The following is a 22543-nucleotide window of genomic DNA, read 5'->3' as shown; positions in this document are numbered from 1 at the left end:
CGGACTGGCGCTGCTCGCCGGCGCGCTGGACCGGGGTGACGGATGAGCGACGTCGCCCCGGCCCTCGGCCAGATCGCGGTCCTCGTGGCCGCGCTGGCCGTCGCGGTCCCCTTCCTCGGGCGCTACCTCGCCCACGTCTACACGTCCGAGAAGCACCTCGCGGTCGAGCGCGCGTCGTACCGGCTGCTGCGCGTCGACCCGGACGCCGACCAGCACTGGAAGACCTACACCATGTCGGTGCTGGGCCTCTCGCTCGTCGGCATCCTCGGGCTCTACGCGTTCGGGCGGCTGCAGGAGCACCTGCCGCTGAGCCTCGGCTTCGGCGCGCTCCCGGCCGACGGCGCCTGGAACACCGCCGTCTCCTTCGTGACCAACACCAACTGGCAGTGGTACTCCGGCGAGGCGGCCCTCGGCCACCTGATGCAGATGTCCGGCCTCACCGTCCAGAACTTCGTGTCCGCCGCCGTCGGCATGGCCGTCGCGGCGGCGTTCGCACGGGCCCTCGCCCGCAACCTCGCCGGCGGTCGGGTCGGCAACTTCTGGGCCGACCTGGTCCGCGGCGTGGTCCGCGTGCTGCTGCCGATCTCGGTCGTCGCCGCGGTGCTCTTCGTGGCGTTCGGCATGGTGCAGAACCTCCTCGAGCCGCAGGCCGTGCACACGCTGACCGGCGGCTCCCAGGCGATCACCGGTGGCCCGGTCGCGAGCCAGGAGGCGATCAAGGAGCTCGGCACGAACGGCGGCGGCTTCTACAACGCCAACGCCGCCCACCCCTTCGAGAACCCGACGCCGTTCACCGACGTCCTCGAGATCTTCCTGCTCCTGGTCATCCCGTTCGCGATGGCCTGGGCCTTCGGCATCATCGTCGGGGACCGCCGCCAGGGTGGCGCGATCCTCGCGGTGATGGCGCTCCTGTGGGGCGTCTCGGTCGCCCTCCTCACCTGGGCGGAGATGGCCGGACCCGGTCTCGCCCCGTCGGCCGCGGGCGGCGCCATGGAGGGCAAGGAGGTCCGCTTCGGCGAGGCCGCCTCGGCGCTGTTCGCCGCCTCGACCACCGGCACGTCGACCGGCTCGGTCAACGCCATGCACGACTCGCTGACCGCCCCCGGTGGCGGCGTGGCGATGTTCAACATGATGCTCGGCGAGGTCGCGCCCGGCGGGGTCGGCTCCGGCCTCTACGGCATGCTCATGCTCGCCATCGTCACCGTCTTCCTGTGCGGCCTCATGGTCGGCCGCACGCCGGAGTACCTCGGCAAGAAGATCGGCCAGCGCGAGATCGTGCTCGTCGCGCTCTACGTGCTCGCCACTCCCGTGCTGGTGCTGACCGGCATCGCGATCGCGATCACCGCCCACGACGGGCTCGCCGGCCTGCAGGAGAGCGGGCCGCACGGCCTCTCCGAGGCGCTGTACGCCGTCACGTCGGCGGCCAACAACAACGGCTCGGCCTTCGGCGGACTCACCTCCGGCACCCCCTTCTGGAACACGCTGCTCGGGGTCCTGATGCTGCTCGGCCGCTTCCTGCCGATGGTGCTCGTGCTCGCCCTGGCCGGACGGTTCGCCACCCAGCGCCACTCGCCGCGCGGCGCCGGCACCCTCCCCACGCACACGCCACTCTTCGTGGCGCTCCTCTCGGGCGTCGCCCTGGTCGTGGTCGGCCTGACCTACGTGCCCGTGCTCGCCCTCGGCCCGATCGTGGAGTCCCTCTCGTGACCACCCTCAACCTCCAGCTCACCATCCGGGAGGCGCTCCCGGGCGCCGTCCGCAAGCTCGACCCGCGCGAGCTCCTCGCCACCCCCGTCATGCTCGTCGTCGAGGTCGGCGCGGTCGCCACGACGGTCCTCTCGGCCCTCGACCCCTCCGTGATGGGCTGGTCCGTCACCGTCTGGCTGTGGCTGACGGTCCTCTTCGGCACCCTCGCCGAGTCCGTCGCCGAGGGTCGCGGCAAGGCGCAGGCCGCGAGCCTGCGCGCGCTCCAGCAGGAGACGACCGCCCGCCGGCTGCGCGCCGACGGGTCGGAGGAGGCAGTGCCGAGCACCGCGCTGCGCACCGGCGACCTCGTGGTCGTCGAGGCCGGTCAGCGGATCCCCGGCGACGGCGACGTCGTCGAGGGGGTCGCGTCGGTCGACGAGTCCGCGGTGACCGGCGAGTCAGCCCCGGTCATCCGCGAGTCGGGTGGCGACCGCTCGGCCGTCACCGGTGGCACCGTCGTGCTCTCCGACCGGATCGTGGTGCGGATCAGCTCCGACCCCGGCCAGTCCTTCGTGGACCGGATGATCGCGCTGGTGGAGGGCTCGGAGCGCCAGCGCACACCCAACGAGATCGCCCTCAACGTGCTGCTCTCCTCGCTCACCGCGATCTTCGTCGTGGTGGTCGGGTCGCTCTACTTCGTCGCCGACTACAGCGAGGCGCACCAGTCCGTGCTGGTGCTCACCGCCCTCCTGGTCTGCCTGATCCCCACCACGATCGGGGCGCTCCTCTCCGCGATCGGCATCGCGGGCATGGACCGGCTGGTCCGTCGCAACGTGCTCGCGATGTCCGGCCGTGCGGTCGAGGCGGCGGGCGACGTCGACGTCCTGCTCCTCGACAAGACCGGCACCATCACGCACGGCAACCGGCAGGCCTCCGAGCTGCTGCCACTCCCCGGTGTCCCGTACGACGAGCTGGCCGAGGCCTCCCTGCTGTCCTCGCTCGCCGACGAGACCCCCGAGGGTCGCTCGATCGTCACGCTGGTCGGAGGTTCCGAGGCACGGACGCCGCCGGGGTCAGCTCTCGTGGAGTTCAGCGCGATGACCCGGATGAGCGGCATCGACCTGGACGGGCGCGAGATCCGCAAGGGCGCGGCGTCCGCCGTGACCGCGTGGGCCAAGCGCACGGACCCCGAGCTCGACGGACTCGTCCAGCAGGTGAGCTCGAGCGGCGGTACGCCGCTGGTCGTCGCCGACAGTGGACGGCTGCTCGGGGTCATCCACCTCAAGGACGTCGTGAAGGACGGCATCCGCGAGCGCTTCGACGAGATGCGCGCGATGGGCATCCGCACCGTGATGATCACCGGCGACAACGCCGTCACCGCCGCGGCGATCGCGCAGGAGGCCGGCGTCGACGACTTCCTCGCCGAGGCCACGCCCGAGGACAAGCTCGCCCTGATCCGCCAGGAGCAGGAGGGCGGCCGGATGGTCGCGATGTGCGGCGACGGCACCAACGACGCTCCGGCGCTGGCCCAGGCCGACGTCGGCGTCGCGATGAACACGGGGACGACTGCGGCCAAGGAGGCCGGCAACATGGTCGACCTCGACTCCGACCCGACGAAGCTCATCGACGTCGTCGAGATCGGCAAGCAGCTGCTCATCACCCGCGGAGCGCTCACGACCTTCTCGGTCGCCAACGACGTCGCGAAGTACTTCGCGATCCTGCCGGCGATGTTCGTCGTCGCGTTCCCGGAGCTCGACGTGCTCAACGTCATGCACCTGTCGAGCCCGCAGTCCGCGATCGTCTCCGCGGTGGTCTTCAACGCGCTGATCATCGTCGCGCTGATCCCGCTCTCCCTGCGCGGCGTGCGCTACCGACCGTCGTCGGCGACCGCGCTGCTGCGCCGCAACCTGCTGGTCTACGGCCTCGGCGGGCTCATCGCGCCCTTCGTCGGGATCAAGCTGCTCGACCTCGTCATCTCGCTCATCCCCGGTCTCTGAGGACAGGACATGAAGGACATCTACACGCTCTTCCGGCACAGCCTCGCCGGGCTGCGCATGCTGGTCGCCATGACGGTGCTGCTCGGCGTCGCCTACCCGTTGGCCGTCACCGGCATCGCCCAGGTCGCCTTCCCCTGGCAGGCCAACGGCTCACTGGTCACCGCGACGGGCGAGCACACCGAGGACGCCGACGAGGCGGTCGGCTCGGCCCGGCTCGGCCAGGTCGTCGACGACGACGCGCTCTTCCAGAACCGCCCGTCGGCCGCGGGCGACGGCTACGACCCCCTCAACAGCTATGGGACCAACCTCGGGCCGAACGACCCCGACCTGGTCGCCTCGATCATCGAGCTCGAGGCGCAGGTCGCGGAGCGCGAGGGGGTCGACCCCGCCGACGTACCGCCGGACGCGGTCACCTCCTCGGCCTCCGGACTGGACCCGGACATCTCGGTCGCGTACGCCGACCTCCAGGCGCCGCGGGTGGCCGAGGCCAACGGCCTCACCGAGGACCAGGTGCGCGACCTCGTCGACGAGCACACGACGGGTCGCACGTGGGGAGTGCTGGGCGAGCCGCACGTCAACGTCCTGGAGCTGAACATCGCGGTGCGGCAACTGGCAGGATCGTGAGTGTGTCGGAGCAGGGGCAGGCGTCGCGCCGGGGACGGCTGACGGTCTACCTGGGCGCGGCACCCGGCGTCGGCAAGACCTACGCGATGCTCAGCGAGGCGCGCCGCCGCTGCGAGCGCGGCACCGACGTGGTCATCGGGTACGTCGAGACCCACGGCCGGGAGCACACCGCCGGGATGCTCGAGGGCCTGGAGGTCCTGCCGCGCAAGGAGGTCTCCTACCGCGGCACCACCTTCACCGAGATGGACACCGAGGCCGTGATCGCCCGCGCGCCGGCCGTGGTCTGCGTCGACGAGCTCGCGCACACCAACGTGCCCGGCAGCGCGCGGGAGAAGCGCGCCGAGGACGTCGAGCTGATCCGCCGGGCGGGCATCGACGTCATCACCACCGTCAACATCCAGCACCTGGAGTCGCTCAACGACGAGGTGGAGCGGATCACCGGTGTCCGGCAGCGCGAGACCGTGCCCGACGACGTCGTCCGCACCGCCGACCAGATCCAGCTCGTGGACATGTCCCCCGACGCCCTGCGCCGACGGATGGCCCACGGCAACATCTACCGCGCCGACCAGATCGATGCGTCGCTCACGTCGTACTTCCGGGTCGGCAACCTCACCGCCCTGCGCGAGCTCGCCCTGCTCTGGCTGGCCGACCGCGTCGACGACGCGCTCGGCGACTACCGGCGCGCGCACCGGATCGAGCACCCGTGGCCGGCCAAGGAGCGCATCGTCGTCGCGGTCACGGGCGGCGCCGAGAGCGAGACGCTGCTGCGCCGTGGGGCGCGGCTCGCGCAGCGCGCCGCCGGGTCGGACCTCATCGCCCTGCACGTGATCGCGGCCGACGGGATCGCCAACCCGGACGAGGCCCGGATCGAGCGGGCCCAGCAGCTCGTCGCCTCTCTCGGCGGGACCTTCCACTCGGTCGTCGGCGAGGACGTCCCACAGGCGGTCGTCGACTACGCCACCGGCGCCAACGCCACGATGATCATCGTCGGCGTCTCGCGGCACGGCCGGCTGCGCCGCCTCTTCACGGGGACGACGGGCGAACGGATCGCCTCGCTCGCCGGCACCATCGACGTCCACCTCGTCACCCACGAGCAGGGCGCGGGGGCCGGCCGGCCCCGGTGGTACGCCTCGCCGCTCAGCCCGCGCCGTCAGGTCGCGGGAGTCGTGCTCTCGGTGGTGCTGCCGCTGCTGCTGACGCTCGTGCTGCGGCAGTTCAGCGACCCCGACCAGCTCCCGCTCGACGTGCTGCTCTTCCTGGCCGTGACCGTGCTCGTCGCCCTCGTCGGCGGCATGCTGCCCGCGCTGATCGCGGCGGTCGGCGGCTTCCTGCTGATGAACTGGTTCTTCACCCCGCCGGTCCGGCGACTGACCATCTCCGAGCCGACCAACGTGGTCGCGCTGCTGGTCTTCGTCGCCGTCGCCATCGGGGTCGCACGAGTGGTCGACCGCGCCTCGCGCCGTGCCTCCGACGCGGTCCGGGCCCGCACCGAGGCCGCCACCCTGGGGTCCCTGTCGCGCTCGGTGCTCACCGGCCAGGACACCGCCGACGCGATCGTGGCCCGCCTCCGGGAGACCTTCGGGCAGCGCGCCGCCTCGCTGCTCTCCCGCTCCCCCACCGGCTGGACGGTGGTCGCCGCGACCGGACCCGACGCGGCCTGCGCCCCCGACGAGGGCGACACCCGCGTCGCCGTCGACGACGACCACGTGATCGTGCTCTGCGGCGCTCCGCTGCGGGCGACCGACCAGCGGGTGCTGGAGGCGTTCGCGGTCCAGACCAGCCTCGTGCTGGAGTACCGCCGGCTGCGCGAGCGCGACGAGCGCGCGGCCGCCCTGGAGCGCGCGGAGGCCACCAGCACCGCGATCCTGCGGGCCGTCTCGCACGACCTGCGCACGCCGCTGGCGACCATGCGCACCTCGGTCGACGGCCTCGTGTCGGGGTCGCTGCCTCCGGCGGACCAGGCCGAGCTCGTCGCCGCCGTCGAGTCGTCCGCCGACCAGCTCGAGCGGCTGATCGACAACCTCCTCGACCTCTCCCGCCTCGAGTCGGGCCTGGTCCACCCGGTGCCGCGAGACCTCAGCCTCGAGGAGGTGCTGCCGCTCGCCGTCGCCGGTCATCCGGCCGGCTCCGTGTCGCTGGAGGTGGAGGAGACCGTGCCGCTCGTGCGCACCGACCCCGGGCTCCTCGAGCGGATCGTCGCGAACCTGATCGGCAACGCCGTCCGGGTCTCCGCCGGCGCCCCGGTGCGGGTGCTCGCCCACGTCCTGCCCGCGACGGTCGAGGTGCTCGTGGTCGACCGCGGGCCCGGCGTACCGCCCGACCAGCGGGAGCGGATGTTCGAGCCGTTCCAGCGGCTCGGCGACGCCAGCCCGGGCGGCCTGGGGCTCGGCCTCGCCGTCGCGCGGGGTCTCGCCGAGGCGATCGGCGGCTCGCTGACCGCGGAGGACACACCCGGTGGCGGCCTGACGATGATCCTGGCGGTGCCGCGCGCATGAGCAAGGTCCTGGTGGTCGACGACGAGCCCGCGCTGGCACGCGCACTGGCGATCAACCTGCGCGCCCACGGCTGGGAGGTCGTCACCGCCGCCGACGGGCGCTCGGCCCTCGACGCCGCCGCGACCGAGCGCCCCGACGTCGTCGTCCTCGACCTGGGCCTGCCCGACCTGGACGGCACCGAGGTCATCGCCGGCCTGCGCGGGTGGAGCAGCGTGCCGATCGTGGTGCTGTCCGCGCGGCAGCACGGCGAGGACAAGGTCGACGCGCTCGACCTCGGCGCCGACGACTACGTCACCAAGCCGTTCGCGATGAACGAGCTGATGGCCCGGCTGCGCGCCGCCGTCCGGCGTGGCCAGGTCGCCGCGCCCGAGGAGGCCGTCGTGACGGTCGGCTCGCTCGAGATCGACCTGGCCCGCAAGCGGGTCGCGCGGGAGGGCGTCGACGTCCGGCTCACCCCGACCGAGTGGGCCTTCCTCGAGCTCCTCGCCCGCAACCTCGGCCGGCTGGTCACCCGCGAGCAGATCCTGCGCGAGGTCTGGGGGCCGGCGTACGAGCACGAGACGCACTACCTCCGGGTGTACGCCGCCCAGCTGCGCCGCAAGCTCGAGGACGACCCGGCGCACCCGCGACACCTCATCACCTCGGCAGGTCTGGGCTACACCCTCGAGGCGGGCTAGTACTGTCACCGCGTGTCACGGTCGCGGTGGGGTGGAGTCGTCGCCCTGGCCGTCGTGGCCGGGCTCGTCTGGCTGCCCTTCGCGGGCCGGACGCTGAGCCCCGACGAGGGCGGCCTGCTGATCCTGGGCGGCCAGTGGTCGGACGGCCGGTCGCTCTACGGCGACTACTTCGTCGACCGACCGCCGCTGCTGATCGGGATCTTCTCCTTCGTCGACGCGCTCGGTGGATCGGTCTGGGCCCTGCGGCTGCTGGCGATCGCGGTCGTCGTGGTGTCGGTGCTGCTGGCCGGGCTCGTCGGCCGCGCGGGAGGCGTGCCGCCGCTGCTGCCGGCGCTGACCGCCGCCGTGCTCGTCGCCACGCCGCTCTTCGGCAGCACCGTCGTCAACGGCGAGCTCCTCGGCCTGCCCTTCCTGCTCGGCGGCGGCGCCGCGGTCGTCGCGGCCTCCGCCCGCGTCGAGACCGAGCTCGCCTGGGCGATGCTCGCCGGCGTGCTCGGCGCCGCGGGCGCACTGGTCAAGCAGAGCCTGCTGGACGTCTTCGTGCTGGCGGTGGTGCTGCTGGTCGCGCGCCGCCGGTTCACCGCCCTGGGCGTGCTCGTGGTCGCGGCCGTGGCGACCGTCGCGGTCGGGGTCGGCGCGGCCGACCTGCGCGGCACCGCTCCCGCCGACCTCTGGGACGGCGTCGTCGTCTTCCGCCGCGAGGCCGCGTCGGTGATCGCGTCCTCGGCCACCGGCTCGACGCCGACCCGGTTGGGCGGACTGCTGCTGGCGCTGCTCGCCACGGGCGTCCCGCTCCTCGCGTTCGCGCTGGCCCGCCGGGCGGTCGGCGCGACGCTGTGGTGGCCCGCGGTCGCGGTGCTCGCCTGGGAGCTCTTCGTCGTCCTCGGCGGCGGCAGCTACTGGCTGCACTACCTCATGGGCCTCGTCCCCGGTCTGGTGCTCCTCACCGTCGCCGGTCTGCAGCGCGGGTCGTCGCCCGACCGGCTGCTCACGACGTCGTACGCCATCGCGGCTGCGTCCACGCTGGTCGCGCTCGTCGTGGTGCTGGTGCACCCGGTCGGGCGCGCGGAGCAGCCCGCGATCGACTGGCTGCAGGCGCACCGCGAGCCGGGCGACACGGCGGTGGTGGCGTTCGGGGCCGCCAACATCCTCCGGGCGACGGACCTGTCGAGCCCGTACGCCGACCTGTGGAGCCTCCCGGTGCGCGTGCACGACCCCGACCTCACCGACCTGACCGCCCTGCTCGAGAGCGACGACCGGCCGACGTGGGTCGTCGTCGCCGGCACGTCGCTCGGCACGTGGGGCGTCGACGCCACCACCGCCGACGCCGTCCTCGCCGACCACTACGCGCTGGCCACGACGGCCGGGGAGTGGACGATCTACCGGGAGGACGACGCGTGAGCCGACGTACGGCGGTGTCGGCGTACGCCCTGCTCCTGCTGGCCTGGTCGTGGTACGTCGGCATCCCCAACGACCCCGCCGGCGTCGTCGTGTGGATCTGGCTCGGCACGCTCGCGTGGCAGGTCGAGGACGTCGACCGCGACCCCTGGCGCTTCTGGCGGGACTGGTGGAAGCCGCTGCTGCTCCTGGTCGTCTACTGGCTGGTGCGCGGGCTCGCCGACGAGATCGGCATCCCCCCGCACTACACCTTCCCGATCCGGGTGGACGAGTGGCTGTCGTCGCCCTTCACCGACGACGTGCCGACGGTCGCGCTGCAGCACGCGTGGTGCGGGACGCCGTGCACCAACGACCTCTCCCCGCGCTGGTGGGACACCCTGCTCACCACCGTCTACGCGTCGCACTTCCTGGTCGCGCTGACCCTGGCCGGGGTGCTGTGGGTGCGCAACCGGGACGAGTGGGTGCGCTGGCTGCGGCGCTACATCACCCTGCTGATGTCCGGTCTCGCGATCTACATCGTCTTCCCGATGGCCCCGCCGTGGATGGCCGCCCGCGACGGCTACCTGCCCGAGGTGCACCGGACCACCAGCCGCGGGTGGTCGGAGATCGCCTTCGCCGGCTCCGACCTGCACCGGCAGACGCTGATCATGTGGGGCATGGGCAACAAGGTCGCCGCCATGCCCTCCCTGCACTGCGGGATCGCCTGCCTGGTCGCCCTCTACGGCATCTCGCGCTTGCGCACCCCCGCCCGCTGGCTGCTGCTCCTCTACCCCCTGGCGATGGCGACCGCGCTGACCTACTTCGCCGAGCACTACGTCATCGACGCGATCTGCGGCTGCCTGCTCGCGCTGCTGGTGATGGTCCTCGTCGGCCGGTGGGAGCGCCGCCGCGCGGCCTGAGCCGGTGACGCAGGATTCACCGGTGCACCGGTGAATGCTGCACTTCTCGGCCGATGCAACGCCTGAGAAGTGACGGGCTCGCCTGAGGAGTGGTGCGGATGTGACTCGGCCGGGCCGGGGGAATCCGCCCGCAGGCCTACGCCCCGACGTACTCGTCCCGCAGCTTCCCCTTGACCATCTTCCCGGTCGGGGTGCGGGGCAGCTCGTCGCGGAAGTGGAACTCCCGCGGCACCTTGAAGTGCGCGATCCGGTCACGGGCGTACGCCGTGAGCTCGGCGACGAGCTCGGCCCCGGCCGCGACGCCCGGGGCGGGCTGGACGAAGGCCACGACCCGCTCGCCCATCTCGTCGTCGGGCACCCCGATGACGGCGATGTCGGTGACGGCGGGGTGCAGGGAGAAGAGATCCTCGACCTCCTGCGGGTAGATGTTCACGCCGCCCGAGATGATCATGAACGCCTTGCGGTCGGTGAGGTAGAGGTAGCCGTCCTCGTCGACGTAGCCGAGGTCCCCGACGGTCGTCCAGCTCTCGTGCTCGGGGTGCTGCGTGGACGCCGTCCGCTCGGGGTCGTTGTGGTAGCTGAAGGTCCGCTGCTCGCGCTCGAAGTAGACCGTCCCGACCTCGCCCGGCCCGAGCACCGCGCCGTCGTCCGAGCAGATCCGGATGATCCCCATCAGCGCGGTGCCGACCGACCCGGGGTGCGCCAGCCACGACGTCGAGTCGATGAAGGTCGCGCCGTTGGCCTCGGTCGAGGCGTAGTACTCGTGCACGATCGGGCCGAACCACTCGATCATCCGCCGCTTCACGTCGACCGGGCAGGGCGCGGCGGCGTGGACGACGCACCGCAGCGAGCTCACGTCGTACGACGCGCGCACGTCCTCCGGCAGCTTCAGCAGCCGCACGAACATGGTCGGCACCATCTGCGTGTGCGTCACGGCGTACCGCTCGATCGCGCGGAGCGCGTCCTCGGCGTCGAACCGCTCCATCATCACCAGCGTGCCGCCGAGCGCGTGGACGACGCCGCCGAAGCGGAGCGGCGCGGCGTGGTAGACCGGGGCCGGCGAGAGGTAGACGGTGTCCTCGCCGAAGCCGTAGAGCCCGCCGAAGACGGTCGGGTAGACGTAGCCGGGCTCGTCGACGGCGATCGCGGGCAGCGGCGGCTTGATGCCCTTCGGACGCCCCGTGGTGCCGGAGGAGTAGAGCAGGTCGTCGCCGTGCGGCTGCTCGGCCAGCGGCTCCGCCGAGGCCGCGGCGAGCGCCGACTCGTAGCCGCCCTCGACGGTCAGCACCAGGTCGACGTCCACGTCGAGCTCGGCCGCCAGGTCGCTCTTCGTCGGGGCCACCACGAGCGCCTTCGCGCCGCAGTCGCGGACGATGTAGGACACCTCCTCGGCGCTGAGGTGGTGGTTGACCGCCGTCACGTAGAGGCCCGACCGCAGCGCCGCCCAGTAGACCTCGTACGCCTCGGGCCGGTTGTCCGACAGCAGGGCGACGACGTCGCCGACGACGAGTCCCGCGTCCCGGAGCACGTGCGCCAGCCGGAGGCTGCGCTCGTCGAGCTCGGCGTAGGTCAGCGTGCGGCCGGAGCCGGCCATCACCAGCGCCGGCTTGTCGGGGGTACGAGCGGCCCAGGTGCCGGGATACATGTCCCGAAACTAGCCCTCATGCAACGTGCGGGAAATAGGGACGGACGACGTCGGATGAGTTCTGCCGGTGCCGCCGGTCGGAGTCACCCCGGGCTAGGGGAAAACCCCGATGCCACTGTCCCCGCCGACTGGAAGAGTGATCGTCATGCACCGACAGATCGCCGGCAAGCTCACCGGCCGCTTCTCCAAGTGGTTCGTCCTCGTCGGCGTCCTCGCGCTCGTCGTGATCATGGGCTCGTTCGCCGGCAAGCTGACCGACGTCCAGGAGAACGACGCCGACTCGTGGCTGCCCTCCAGCGCCGAGTCGACCCGGGCGATGGATGCGCTCAACACCTTCCAGGACCAGTACGACGTCGGCACCACCGTCGTCTACTATCGCGAGTCCGGGCTGACCGACGACGACCTCGCCGCGATCGAGTCGCAGGCCGCCGAGCTCGGGGACCTCGACGGGGTGTCCGACGTGATCACGCCGCAGGGCGCCGAGGCGGCCGGGTCGCCGGTGCCGTTCGTGTCCGACGACGGCAAGGTCGCCAAGCTCGAGTTCACCGTCAACTTCGGCGACGCGCTCTGGGAGGAGATGCCGAGCCTGGCCGACGAGGTCCGCGACATCACGGCGATCGACGGGGTCGACGTCTACCTCGCGGGCGCCGGCGGGTCGACCGCCGACCAGTCCTCGGTCTTCTCCGGCTTCGACGGCAAGCTGCTCCTGATCACCCTCGGCGTGGTCATCCTGATCCTGCTGGCGAGCTACCGCAGCCCCATCCTGTGGCTGCTGCCGATCCTCAGCGCCGTGGCCAGCCTCGGCATCACCATGGGCCTGCTCTACCTGCTCGCGAAGTACACGCCGCTCACCATCAACGGCCAGACCCAGTTCATCCTCACCGTGCTGGTCATCGGCGCCGGCACCGACTACGCGCTGCTGCTGATCGCCCGCTACCGCGAGGAGCTGCGCCGCCACGAGGACCGCCACGAGGCGATGGCGTTCGCGCTGCACCGGGCCGCGCCGGCGATCCTCGCCTCGGCGACGACGGTCGTGGTCGGTCTGCTCTGCCTGATGTTCGCCGAGCTCAACTCCACCGCCGGACTCGGTCCGGCCAACGCCATCGGCGTCGCGATCACCTGCCTGGTGATGGTCACCTTCCTGCCCGCGTTGCTGGTGATCTGCGGCCGCTGGGTCTTCTGGCCCTTCGTGCCGCGCTACGGCAGCAGCGAGCCGACCACCTCCGGCTTCTGGGCGCGGGTCGGCAACCGGATCGACGGCCGCCCGCGCGCGGTCTGGATCGGCACCGCCCTCGCGCTCGCCCTGGTCAGCCTGGGCTCGTTGCTGCTCGACACCTCGGGCATCCCCAGCGACGAGCAGTACACCAACGAGGCCGACTCGGTGGTCGGCCAGCAGCTGCTCGTCGACCACGGCCTGATCGACGCCAGCACCCCGATCCAGATCATCGCCAAGGCCGACCGGGCCGACGACGTCATCGCGTCCCTGGAGGGCGTCGACGGGGTCCAGGTCCTGCCGCAGCCGATCGTCCAGGGCGACACCGCCCTCGTGATCGCCAACCTGCAGTCCGACCCGATCTCCGACGACGCGATCGCGGCGGTCGAGGACGTCCGTGACGCGGTCCATGCGGTGCCCGGTGCCGACGCGCTGGTCACCGGCTACAGCGCGGTCACGCTCGACGTCGAGAAGGCCTCCGAGCGTGACAACAAGGTGATCATCCCGATCGTCCTGGCCGCGGTGTTCCTGATCCTGATCGGACTGCTGCGCGCGATCGCGTCGCCGCTGCTGCTGATCGGCACCGTGATCCTGTCCTTCGCCGCCGCGATGGGCATCTCCGGCATCGTCTTCGACCTGCTCTACGACCGACCGCACACCGATCCGGGCTTCCCACTCTTCGCGTTCGTGTTCCTGGTCGCCCTCGGCATCGACTACAACATCTTCCTGATGACCCGGGTCCGGGAGGAGACCGCGACCCAGGGCACCCGCCGCGGCTCCCTGATCGCCCTGTCCTCGACCGGCGGCGTGATCACCTCGGCGGGCATCGTGCTGGCCGCGACGTTCGCCGCCCTGGCCACCATGCCGCTCACCTTCACCCTCCAGATCGGCACCACCATCGCGCTCGGCGTCCTGCTCGACACGATGATCGTCAGGTCGGTGCTGGTCACCGCCCTCAACCTCGACATCCGGGGCCGGATCTGGTGGCCGAGCGCGCTCGACCGCAAGCCCCCGGTCGTCCCGCCGTCCGAGCCCTCAGCGGAGGAGGAACCCGTCCCGGCTAGCCTGAACGGGTGAGCGATCACCCGACCCCGCAGCAGGTACGACGGGCGCTGGCACGCGCCGAGCGAGGCGCCGCGCTCGACGTCGCGGAGGCCGCGGTGCTGCTGGCCGCGACCGGCGAGGACCTCGACCGGCTGACCGCCGCCGCCGCCAAGGTCCGCGACGCGGGACTGGTCGCGGCGGGCCGGCCGGCCACGGTCACCTACTCGCCGAAGGTCTTCATCCCGGTCACCCGGCTCTGCCGCGACCGGTGCCACTACTGCACCTTCGTCGAGACCCCCGGTCACGCCGCCCGCGAGGGACGCGCGCCGTACCTCTCCCCCGACGAGATCCTCCAGATCGCCGCGGACGGGGCGGCCCTCGGCTGCCTGGAGGCGCTCTTCACGCTCGGCGACCGGCCGGAGGACCGCTGGCCCGAGGCGCGGGAGTGGCTCGACGAGCAGGGCTACGACTCGACGCTCGCCTACGTGCGCGCGACGGCGGTCCGGGTCCTGGAGGAGACCGGGCTGCTGCCGCACCTCAACCCCGGCGTCATGTCGTGGGAGGAGATGAACCGGCTCAAGCCGGTCTCGCCCTCGATGGGGATGATGCTGGAGACGACCTCGCGGCGGCTCTTCGAGACCAAGGGCGAGGCCCACTTCGGCTCCCCCGACAAGGACCCGGCGGTCCGGCTGCGGGTGCTCGAGGACGCCGGCCGCCTCTCGATCCCCTTCACCACGGGTCTGCTGGTCGGCATCGGCGAGACGCTCGAGGAGCGCGCCGAGACGATCTTCGCGCTGCGCGCCACGATGAAGGCGTACGGCGCGGTCCAGGAGGTCATCGTCCAGAACTTCCGGGCCAAGCCCGACACGGCGATGCGGCACACCGACGACCTCGGCCTCGACGACTACCGCGCCGCGATCGCGGTCACCCGGATCGTGCTCGGCCCGAAGGCCCGCGTGCAGGCGCCGCCCAACCTCGTCGACCTGGCCGAGTGCCGCGCGCTGCTCGAGGCCGGTGTCGACGACTGGGGCGGCGTCTCGCCGCTGACCCCCGACCACGTCAACCCCGAGCGCCCCTGGCCGTCGCTGGAGCGGCTGCGGGACCTCACCGCCCAGTGCGGCTTCGAGCTGAGGCCGCGCCTGACGGTGCACCCCGAGTACGTCCGGGGCGGCGAGCCGTGGCTCGACCCGCGCGTCTCCGCGCACGTCGCGGCGCTGGCCACCGACGACGGCCTCGCGCGCCCCGGCGTACGACCGGTCGGCCTGCCGTGGCAGGAGCCCGACGGCGGGTTCGCCAGCGTGGGACGCACCGACCTCTTCGAGGCGGTCGACCGCGAAGGACCCGGCGGGGGCCGCACCGACGACCGACGCTCCGACTTCGCCAACGTCTACGGCGACTGGGACTCCATCAAGGCGGCCGCGTCCACCACCGGCACCCCGGCCGTCCTCCACGCGGAGGGCTCCGAGGCGCTGCGCGCGGCCGAGGCCGATCCGGGCAACCTCTCCGACGAGCACGCGCTGACCCTGATGACCGCCGAGGGCGACCTCCTCCGCGAGGTCTGCCGACTGGCCGACGACCTGCGCAAGGAGGCCGTCGGCGACGAGGTCACCTACGTCGTCAACCGGAACATCAACTTCACCAACGTCTGCTACGTCGGCTGCCGCTTCTGCGCGTTCGCCCAGCGACGCACCGACGCCGACGCCTACTCACTCTCGCTCGACGAGGTCGCCGACCGGGCCCAGGAGGCCTGGGAGCTCGGGGCGACCGAGGTCTGCATGCAGGGCGGGATCGACCCTGAGCTGCCGGCCTCGGCGTACTTCGACCTGGTGAGCGTCGTGAAGCAGCGGGTGCCCGAGATGCACGTGCACGCCTTCAGCCCGATGGAGGTCGTCAACGGCACCGCTCGCACGGGCCTGTCCATCGAGGACTTCCTGATCAAGGCCCGCGAGGCCGGGCTCGGCTCCCTGCCCGGCACCGCCGCGGAGATCCTCGACGACGAGGTCCGGTGGGTGCTGACCAAGGGCAAGCTGCCGACCCGCACCTGGGTCGAGATCGTCTCCACCGCGCACCGGGTCGGCATCCCGACGACGAGCACGATGATGTACGGCCACGTCGACCACCCGAAGCACTGGGTCGGCCACCTCCGCGTGCTGTCGCGGATCCAGGACGAGACCCACGGCTTCACCGAGTTCGTGCCGCTGCCGTTCGTGCACACCAGCGCCCCGATCTACCTCGCCGGCGTGGCCCGGCCGGGCCCGACCCTGCGCGACAACCTCGCGGTGCACGCGATGGCGCGGATCATGCTGCACGGCCGCATCCCCAACATCCAGACCTCCTGGGTGAAGCTCGGGGTCGAGGGCACCCGCGCGATGCTCCAGGCGGGCGCGAACGACCTCGGCGGCACGCTCATGGAGGAGACCATCTCGCGGATGGCCGGCTCCGAGCACGGCTCGGCCAAGACCGTCGAGGAGCTCGTCGAGATCGGCGCGGGCATCGGGCGACCCGTGAGCGAGCGCCGGACGACGTACGACCGTTAACATCGGGTACGACCGACACGGGGAGCGGCCACAGCGGCCGACTGGGGCAAGGGCGGCGATGGCGGGATTCCCGAAGGCGGGTGACCAGTACGGCGGTCGCTATCGCATCGTCGCCGAGATCGGCCACGGTGGGATGGGCGTCGTCTACGAGGCGCTCGACACGGTCCTCAACCGCTCGGTCGCGCTCAAGATCGTGCTGCCGTCGCTCGCCGACCGCGACGAGTACCACCAGCGCTTCGCGCAGGAGGCCGCGGCGCTGGCGAAGATCCACTCGCGGCACATCGTCGGCATCTACGACTACGGCGAGCACGAGGACACGGTCTACTTCGCCACCCAGTTCTTCCCCGACGGCGACCTGCAGTCCTGGATCGCCGAGCACGGTCCCCTGGACCGCCGGGCCGCCCTGTCCCTGGTCGCGCAGGTCAGCGAGGCACTGGCCGACGCGCACGCGGCGGGCGTCGTGCACCGCGACGTCAAGCCCGGCAACGTGCTGCTGTGGAGCCGCCCCGAGGGGCTGGTGCCCTACCTCGCCGACTTCGGCATCGCGGTCGAGGGAGCGCCCGAGAAGCGCAGCGGGCTGACCCGCACCGGCACGCTCATCGGCAGCCCGGCCTACATGGCGCCCGAGCGGCACTTCGGGCACCCGGCCGACGAGCGCGGCGACGTCTACTCGGCCGGCTGCCTGCTCTGGGCGGTGCTGACCGGCGATGCGCCGTACGCCGGCACCGACTTCCAGATGATGAACTCCCACATCAACGCCCCGGTGGTCACCCTCGGCACCGACCACCCGGTCGACCTGCGGATCGACGACGTGCTCGCCCTGGCCCTGGAGAAGGACCCGGCCCGCCGGATCCAGAGCGCCGCCGAGATGCGCGCCCAGCTGCTCGACATCGTCCGCGAGATCGACAGCGCGGCGCTGCCGGTCCCGCTGCCGCCGACGGCGCTGCCGCCGACCGGTGGCGCCCCGGATCCGAACGTGGACTCCGGCCGGACCGCGGTCCGACCCGCCCTGGTCCCGACGCCGCCGGCGCCGCCGGCCGAGCCCGCTGCCGGGGGAAGCTCCTCGGGTCCGCCGCCGGTGCCCGTCGCCGCCCGCGAGCGCCAGCAGCGCCGGTGGCTGCTGCCGGTCCTGCTCAGCGCCGCCCTGGTCCTGGTCGTCGCCATCGTCACCGCGGTCCTGATCAACCGCAACGGCGACGAGGTCGACCCGGTCGCCGACCCGACGACCTCGACCTCCACCAGCGAGTCCGCGACACCACCGGCGACACCCAAGGCGCCACGGGTGACCGCCCAGTCCGCCTACCGCGCCGTCGCGTTCACCGTCACGCCGCCGCCCGGGGACGACGTCAAGCTGCAGGTGTTTCGCGACGGCGCGTGGGCCCCGCTCAAGCGGGAGTCCTTCAGGGTGACGACGACTCAGGGCGGAGATCGCGCGTGCTTGCGGGCACGCGCAGTCCGCAGCTCCGGCGGGCAGACGGCCTCCTCACCTGGAGAGAAGCAGTGCGGCAAGGCCGAGGCGCGGACGATCGCCCTCACTGCCAACAAGGCTCTCCCGTGCAGCTACTCCTCCGGCGGCTACACCTACCCGTGCTGGTGGTACGAGCTCGAGCTCGCCGGCTTCGCGCCGAACAGCAGCCAGGACGTCGTTCTCCAGCAGCAAGGACAGCCCGCCTGCCAGACCGACAGCGCCTGCCAGACGGTCCCCGTCAGCAAGACCGGTCGCGTGACTCGGTCGCGGTTCTTCGCCGTGGCTGCGACGTCAGGTCCGTGGACGGTGACCGTCGACGGGCAGAAGCTCACCCTCGAGACGCTCGCGGGGCCCTACTCCCCCTGACGGACCCCCGCCTTCCGGCAGGCCCGGGCGAGCGCCTTCGTGCAGATCTGGTCGGCGGTCCAGTAGCCGTCGGCGACCACCGTGTCCGCGACGTCCTCCGCGGCGACCGGCACCGGGTCGAGGAGGACCGTCGGGGTGCCGGCCACCTCGGTCGTGCTGCCGAGGTCGGTGCCGGCGAGCAGCGCAGCGGTGAGCTGCGCGGTCCGCCGGCTCCCCGGACCGAGCGGGCGGTAGACCGTCATCAGCTGGGTGCCCGCGACGACGCGGCGTACGGCGTCGAGCTCCGCGTCGGCACCGGTGACCGGCGGCATCGTCGCCGGGGTCGCCCCGGCGGCCCCGAGGGCGTCGATGACCTCCCCGGCGATCCGGTCGTCGGCAGCGTAGACGCCGCCGAGCACGTCGGGCGGGTAGTAGGTGAGCAGCGTGGCGAGCCAGGTCTGCAGGAGCCGCGGCCTGGTGCCGAGGTCGTCGTACTCCCCCACGATGCCGGCGCGGCTGTCGTCGAGGACGGCGTGCGCCGCGGCCTTCACGGTCACGGCGGTGGGGTCGGCCGGGGAGCCGTTGACCACGAGCAGCTGTGGGGTGCGCGTGTCGGCCGCGCGCAGCAGCGCGCGGGCCTGGTCGGTGCCGACGGCCTCGTCGTCGAAGGCCACCCGGACGTCCGCGCCCTCCACGCTGGCGCCGATCACGATCACCTTGGTGCCGTAGTCGCGCAGCTGGTCGACGAAGGTGACCACGGTGAGCGGGTTGACCGGGTCGAGGACCACGACGTCGACGTCGGTGCCGACCAGGGTCGACAGCTGCCCGGTCTGGGTCTGGTACTGCCCCTTCGCGTCCTGGTGGGTGACCGTGCACCCGGGACAGTCCTGTGCGAGCTCGGCGTCGAAGGTCTCCTTGTCGAAGCCCCGCTCGCGGTCGACGTCGCCGTCGCGCTGGAGGACCACCACGGAGCCGGTGGGCCCGGAGGGTGCAGGAGCGGTGCTCGCGGGCGGGGCGGAGGGCGTCGGGGCCGGCGCCGAGCCGGGCTGGCCGGAGCAGCCCGCCAGCAGCGCGACGGCGAGTACGCCGGCAACGAGCGCGGCGCAGCGGCGGGTCGGGAGCACGGCGACAGGTTAGAGGAGCCCCCTCACCTCACGCGCGATCTCCAGGTCCTCGCGCGCCTGCACGACCAGCGTCCGCACGGCCGATCCCTCGGCCGAGATCTCGACGTCGGGCTCGTCGTCGGACCGCTCGTTCCGGCGGGCGTCGACGGTCACCCCCAGGTGGCCGAGCGCGGAGGCGACCGCCGCCCGGACCTCGGGCGCGTGCTCCCCCACGCCGCCGGTGAAGACCAGGACGTCGAGGCCGCCCGCGGATGCGGTCATGGCGCCGACCTCCCGCACCAGGCGGTGCACGTAGACGTCGAGGGCCAGCCGGGCGTCGGCGTCGCCGGCGGCGATCGCCGCCTGGACCTCGCGCAGGTCGCCGGAGGTGCCCGAGAGGCCCTTGAGGCCCGCCTCGCGGTCCAGGCCGCGCTCCAGCTCGTCCGGGTCCAGCCCCTCGCGGGTGAGCAGGTGCAGCAGCAGCCCCGGGTCGACCGAGCCGGAGCGGGTCTGCATGACCAGCCCCTCCATCGGCGTCATCCCCATGGTGGTGTCGACCGACCGGCCACCCCGGACCGCGCAGAGCGAGGCGCCGCCGCCGAGGTGGCAGGTGACGATCCTCAGCTCCTCGGCCGGCCGACCGACCAGCTCGGCCGCCCGGCGGGCGGCGTACGCGTGCGAGAGCCCGTGGAAGCCGTAGCGGCGCAGACCCCAGCGCCGGTTCCACTCCCGCGGCAGGGCGTACGTCGCCGCCGCGTCCGGGATCGTCGTGTGGAAGGTGGTGTCGAAGCAGGCGACGACCGGCACGCCCGGGTGCGCGGCGAGCAGGTCCCGCGCCGCCTCGAGCGCGGGTGGGTTGTGCAGCGGCGCCAGCGCCGAGACGTCCTCGAGCTCGTCGAGGACCGCGGGGTCGAGCCGCGCCGGCGAGGTGCGGCTGCCACCGTGGACGAAGCGGACCCCGATCCCGTCGTACGGCCCGCCGTCGTCCTCCTGCGCCACAGCGTCGGCGACCAGGGAGACCTTGAGGCTGCTCGAGCCCGGGTTGACGACGAGGACCCGCACTAGGCTCCCGCCCACTCCCAGTCCTGGATCTCCGGCAGGTCCTCGCCGTGGGTCCGGATGTACTGCGTGTGCCGGATCAGCGCGTCCTTGAACCGCTCGCGGGCGGCGCCGGAGGTCGCGTGCAGCCGCGGCACGCGGTCGATCACGTCCATCGCCAGGTGGAAGCGGTCGACCTGGTTGAGGACCGTCATGTCGAACGGCGTGGTCGTGGTGCCCTCCTCCTTGTAGCCCCGCACGTGGATGTTCTCGTGGTTGGTGCGGCGGTAGGTCAGCCGGTGGATGAGCCACGGGTAGCCGTGGTAGGCGAAGATCACCGGCCGGTCGCGGGTGAAGAGGGCGTCGAAGTCGGCGTCGGAGAGGCCGTGCGAGTGCTCGGACTCCGGCTGGAGCCGCATCAGGTCGACGACGTTGACGACGCGGACGCGCAGGTCCGGCAGCTCCTCGCGCAGGAGCTGGACCGCCGCCAGCGTCTCCATCGTCGGGACGTCTCCCGCGCAGGCCAGCACCACGTCGGGTTCGGCGTCGCCCTCGTTGGACGCCCAGTCCCAGATGCCGACGCCCTTGGTGCAGTGGACGATCGCGTCGTCCATCGAGAGGTACTGCCGGGCCGGCTGCTTCCCGGCGACGATGACGTTGACGTAGTGCCTGCTGCGCAGGCAGTGGTCACCCACCGAGAGCAGCGTGTTGGCGTCCGGCGGCAGGTAGACGCGGACCACCGTCGCCTTCTTGTTCACCACGTGGTCGATGAAGCCGGGGTCCTGGTGCGAGAAGCCGTTGTGGTCCTGGCGCCACACGTGGGAGGTGAGCAGGTAGTTGAGGGACGCGACCGGGCGCCGCCACCCGATCTTGCGGGTCGACTCCAGCCACTTCGCGTGCTGGTTGAACATCGAGTCGACCAGGTGGATGAAGGCCTCGTAGCAGGAGAAGAAGCCGTGCCGGCCGGTGAGCAGGTAGCCCTCGAACCAGCCCTGGCAGGTGTGCTCGGAGAGGATCTCCATGATCCGGCCGTCGGGCGCGAGGTGGTCGTCGTACTCCAGGATCTCGGCGTTCCACGTGCGGTCGGTGACCTCCATGACGTCCCCGAGCCGGTTGGAGCTGTTCTCGTCGGGGGCGAACATCCGGAAGGTCGAGAGGTTCTGCGCCATCACGTCGCGCAGGAAGCCGCCCAGCACCCGGGTCGCCTCGGCCGAACCGGTGCCCGGCCGCTCGACGGTGACCGCGTAGTCGCGGAAGTCGGGCATCCGCAGGTCCCGCAGCAGCACGCCGCCGTTGGTGTGCGGCGAGGCGCTCATCCGCAGCTCGCCCTCCGGGTGCAGGGCGGCGATGTCCGCCGCGGGCGCGCCGACCTCGTCGAAGAGCTCGTCGGGGGCGTAGCTGCGCAGCCACTCCTCGAGCACCTTGCGGTGCCCCTTGTCGGTGCGGGCGTTGGCGAACGGCACCTGGTGCGAGCGCCAGTAGCCCTCGACCCTGAGGCCGTCGACCTCCTTCGGGCCGGTCCAGCCCTTCGGTGACCGCAGCACGATCATCGGCCACGGCCGGCGCGGCACCGGGCCGGAGCCCGAGCGCGCCTCGCCCTGGATGTCGGCGATCTCGTCGAGCGCGGCCGAGAGCGCACCCGCGAAGTCGGCGTGCATCTGGGCCGGGTCCGAGCCGGCGACGACGTACGGCGCGTGCCCGTAGCCGCGCATGAGCGCGGTCAGCTCGTCCTCGGGGATCCGGGCCAGCACCGTGGGGTTGGCGATCTTGTAGCCGTTGAGGTGCAGCACGGGCAGCACGGCCCCGTCGCGCCGCGGGTCCATGAACTTGGTGCTGTGCCAGCTGGTCGCCAGCGGCCCGGTCTCGGCCTCCCCGTCACCCACGACGGCGGCGACCACGAGGTCGGGGTTGTCGAAGGCGGCGCCGTACGCGTGCGAGAGGGCGTAGCCGAGCTCCCCACCCTCGTGGATCGACCCCGGCGTCTCCGGTGCGGCGTGGCTGGGGATGCCGCCCGGGAAGGAGAACTGGGTGAAGAGCTGCTGGAGGCCGCGCTCATCGAGCCCGACGTTCGGGTAGATCTCGGAGTAGGTGCCCTCGAGGTAGGACGACGCCACGACGCCCGGGCCGCCGTGGCCGGGACCGGTCACGAAGATCATCGACTGCCGGCGACGCATGATCTCGCGGTTGAGGTGGGCGTAGACGAAGTTGAGCCCCGGGGTGGTGCCCCAGTGGCCGAGCAGGCGGGGCTTGACGTGCTCGGCGCGCAGCGGCTCGCGGAGCAACGGGTTGTCCATCAGGTAGATCTGACCGACCGAGAGGTAGTTGGCCGCGCGCCACCAGCGGTCCAGGGTCTGGAAGTCCGGGTCCATGACTC

14 protein-coding genes are annotated in these 22543 nt (G+C 72.4%); 10 read left to right on the top strand and 4 right to left on the bottom strand.

The window, feature by feature from the left end; genetic code table 11:
• The first annotated feature begins 42 nt into the window (after positions 1-42).
• The 7 genes from kdpA to K8U61_RS18370 are packed head-to-tail and all read left to right on the top strand — an operon-like array spanning position 43 to position 9776.
• Positions 43-1707 (top strand): potassium-transporting ATPase subunit KdpA, encoded by a 1665-nt coding sequence (kdpA, locus tag K8U61_RS18400; protein WP_224124512.1) that lies wholly within the window; start codon positions 43-45, stop codon positions 1705-1707.
• Positions 1704-3683: a potassium-transporting ATPase subunit KdpB gene (gene kdpB / locus K8U61_RS18395; RefSeq protein ID WP_224124511.1), complete on the top strand. Its 1980-nt coding sequence runs from the start codon at positions 1704-1706 to the stop codon at positions 3681-3683. Before kdpA ends, kdpB begins: the two co-directional genes overlap by 4 nt.
• Before the next feature lie 9 nt (positions 3684-3692).
• Complete coding sequence (kdpC, locus tag K8U61_RS18390; protein WP_224124510.1) at positions 3693-4307, top strand: potassium-transporting ATPase subunit KdpC; 615 nt, start codon at positions 3693-3695, stop codon at positions 4305-4307.
• Between the two features lie 2 nt (positions 4308-4309).
• Positions 4310-6802, top strand: a complete 2493-nt coding sequence (locus tag K8U61_RS18385) for a DUF4118 domain-containing protein (protein ID WP_224124509.1) — start codon at positions 4310-4312, stop codon at positions 6800-6802.
• Positions 6799-7479 (top strand): response regulator, encoded by a 681-nt coding sequence (locus K8U61_RS18380; protein WP_224124508.1) that lies wholly within the window; start codon positions 6799-6801, stop codon positions 7477-7479. The genes K8U61_RS18385 and K8U61_RS18380 overlap by 4 nt, the downstream gene beginning before the upstream one ends.
• 12 nt (positions 7480-7491) lie before the next feature.
• Entirely contained in the window at positions 7492-8880 is a 1389-nt protein-coding gene (locus tag K8U61_RS18375; RefSeq protein ID WP_224124507.1) for a hypothetical protein, read from the top strand.
• Positions 8877-9776, top strand: a complete 900-nt coding sequence (locus K8U61_RS18370) for a phosphatase PAP2 family protein (protein ID WP_224124506.1) — start codon at positions 8877-8879, stop codon at positions 9774-9776. Before K8U61_RS18375 ends, K8U61_RS18370 begins: the two co-directional genes overlap by 4 nt.
• A gap of 136 nt (positions 9777-9912) precedes the next feature.
• On the opposite strand, the gene K8U61_RS18365 is transcribed toward K8U61_RS18370, so the two are convergent.
• Positions 9913-11421 (bottom strand): acyl-CoA synthetase, encoded by a 1509-nt coding sequence (locus K8U61_RS18365; protein ID WP_224124505.1) that lies wholly within the window; start codon positions 11419-11421, stop codon positions 9913-9915.
• Between the two features lie 145 nt (positions 11422-11566).
• Between K8U61_RS18365 and K8U61_RS18360 the strand changes: the two genes are divergently transcribed.
• Genes K8U61_RS18360 through K8U61_RS18350 form a run of 3 tightly spaced genes read left to right on the top strand, consistent with a single transcriptional unit; the run spans position 11567 to position 18049 of the window.
• Entirely contained in the window at positions 11567-13711 is a 2145-nt protein-coding gene (locus K8U61_RS18360; protein WP_224124504.1) for an MMPL family transporter, read from the top strand.
• Positions 13708-16215: a bifunctional FO biosynthesis protein CofGH gene (locus K8U61_RS18355; RefSeq protein ID WP_224124503.1), complete on the top strand. Its 2508-nt coding sequence runs from the start codon at positions 13708-13710 to the stop codon at positions 16213-16215. The genes K8U61_RS18360 and K8U61_RS18355 overlap by 4 nt, the downstream gene beginning before the upstream one ends.
• A gap of 58 nt (positions 16216-16273) precedes the next feature.
• Positions 16274-18049, top strand: coding sequence for a serine/threonine-protein kinase (locus K8U61_RS18350; RefSeq protein WP_224124502.1), 1776 nt, complete (start codon positions 16274-16276; stop codon positions 18047-18049).
• On the opposite strand, the gene K8U61_RS18345 is transcribed toward K8U61_RS18350, so the two are convergent.
• Genes K8U61_RS18345 through K8U61_RS18335 form a run of 3 tightly spaced genes read right to left on the bottom strand, consistent with a single transcriptional unit; the run spans position 18037 to position 22538 of the window.
• Positions 18037-19152, bottom strand: coding sequence for a substrate-binding domain-containing protein (locus K8U61_RS18345; RefSeq protein ID WP_224124501.1), 1116 nt, complete (start codon positions 19150-19152; stop codon positions 18037-18039). The two genes, K8U61_RS18350 and K8U61_RS18345, sit on opposite strands and share 13 nt — an antisense overlap.
• Positions 19153-19161: 9 nt before the next feature.
• Positions 19162-20193 (bottom strand): acetate/propionate family kinase, encoded by a 1032-nt coding sequence (locus K8U61_RS18340; protein WP_224124500.1) that lies wholly within the window; start codon positions 20191-20193, stop codon positions 19162-19164.
• Positions 20193-22538: a phosphoketolase family protein gene (locus K8U61_RS18335; protein ID WP_224124499.1), complete on the bottom strand. Its 2346-nt coding sequence runs from the start codon at positions 22536-22538 to the stop codon at positions 20193-20195. Before K8U61_RS18335 ends, K8U61_RS18340 begins: the two co-directional genes overlap by 1 nt.
• Positions 22539-22543: the final 5 nt, after the last annotated feature.

The sequence above is a fragment of the Nocardioides mangrovi genome, from assembly GCF_020073815.1.
Lineage (GTDB): Bacteria > Actinomycetota > Actinomycetes > Propionibacteriales > Nocardioidaceae > Nocardioides > Nocardioides mangrovi.
The sequence above is the reverse complement of the archived record's forward strand: the minus strand, read 5'-3'. Positions and strand labels throughout refer to the sequence as shown.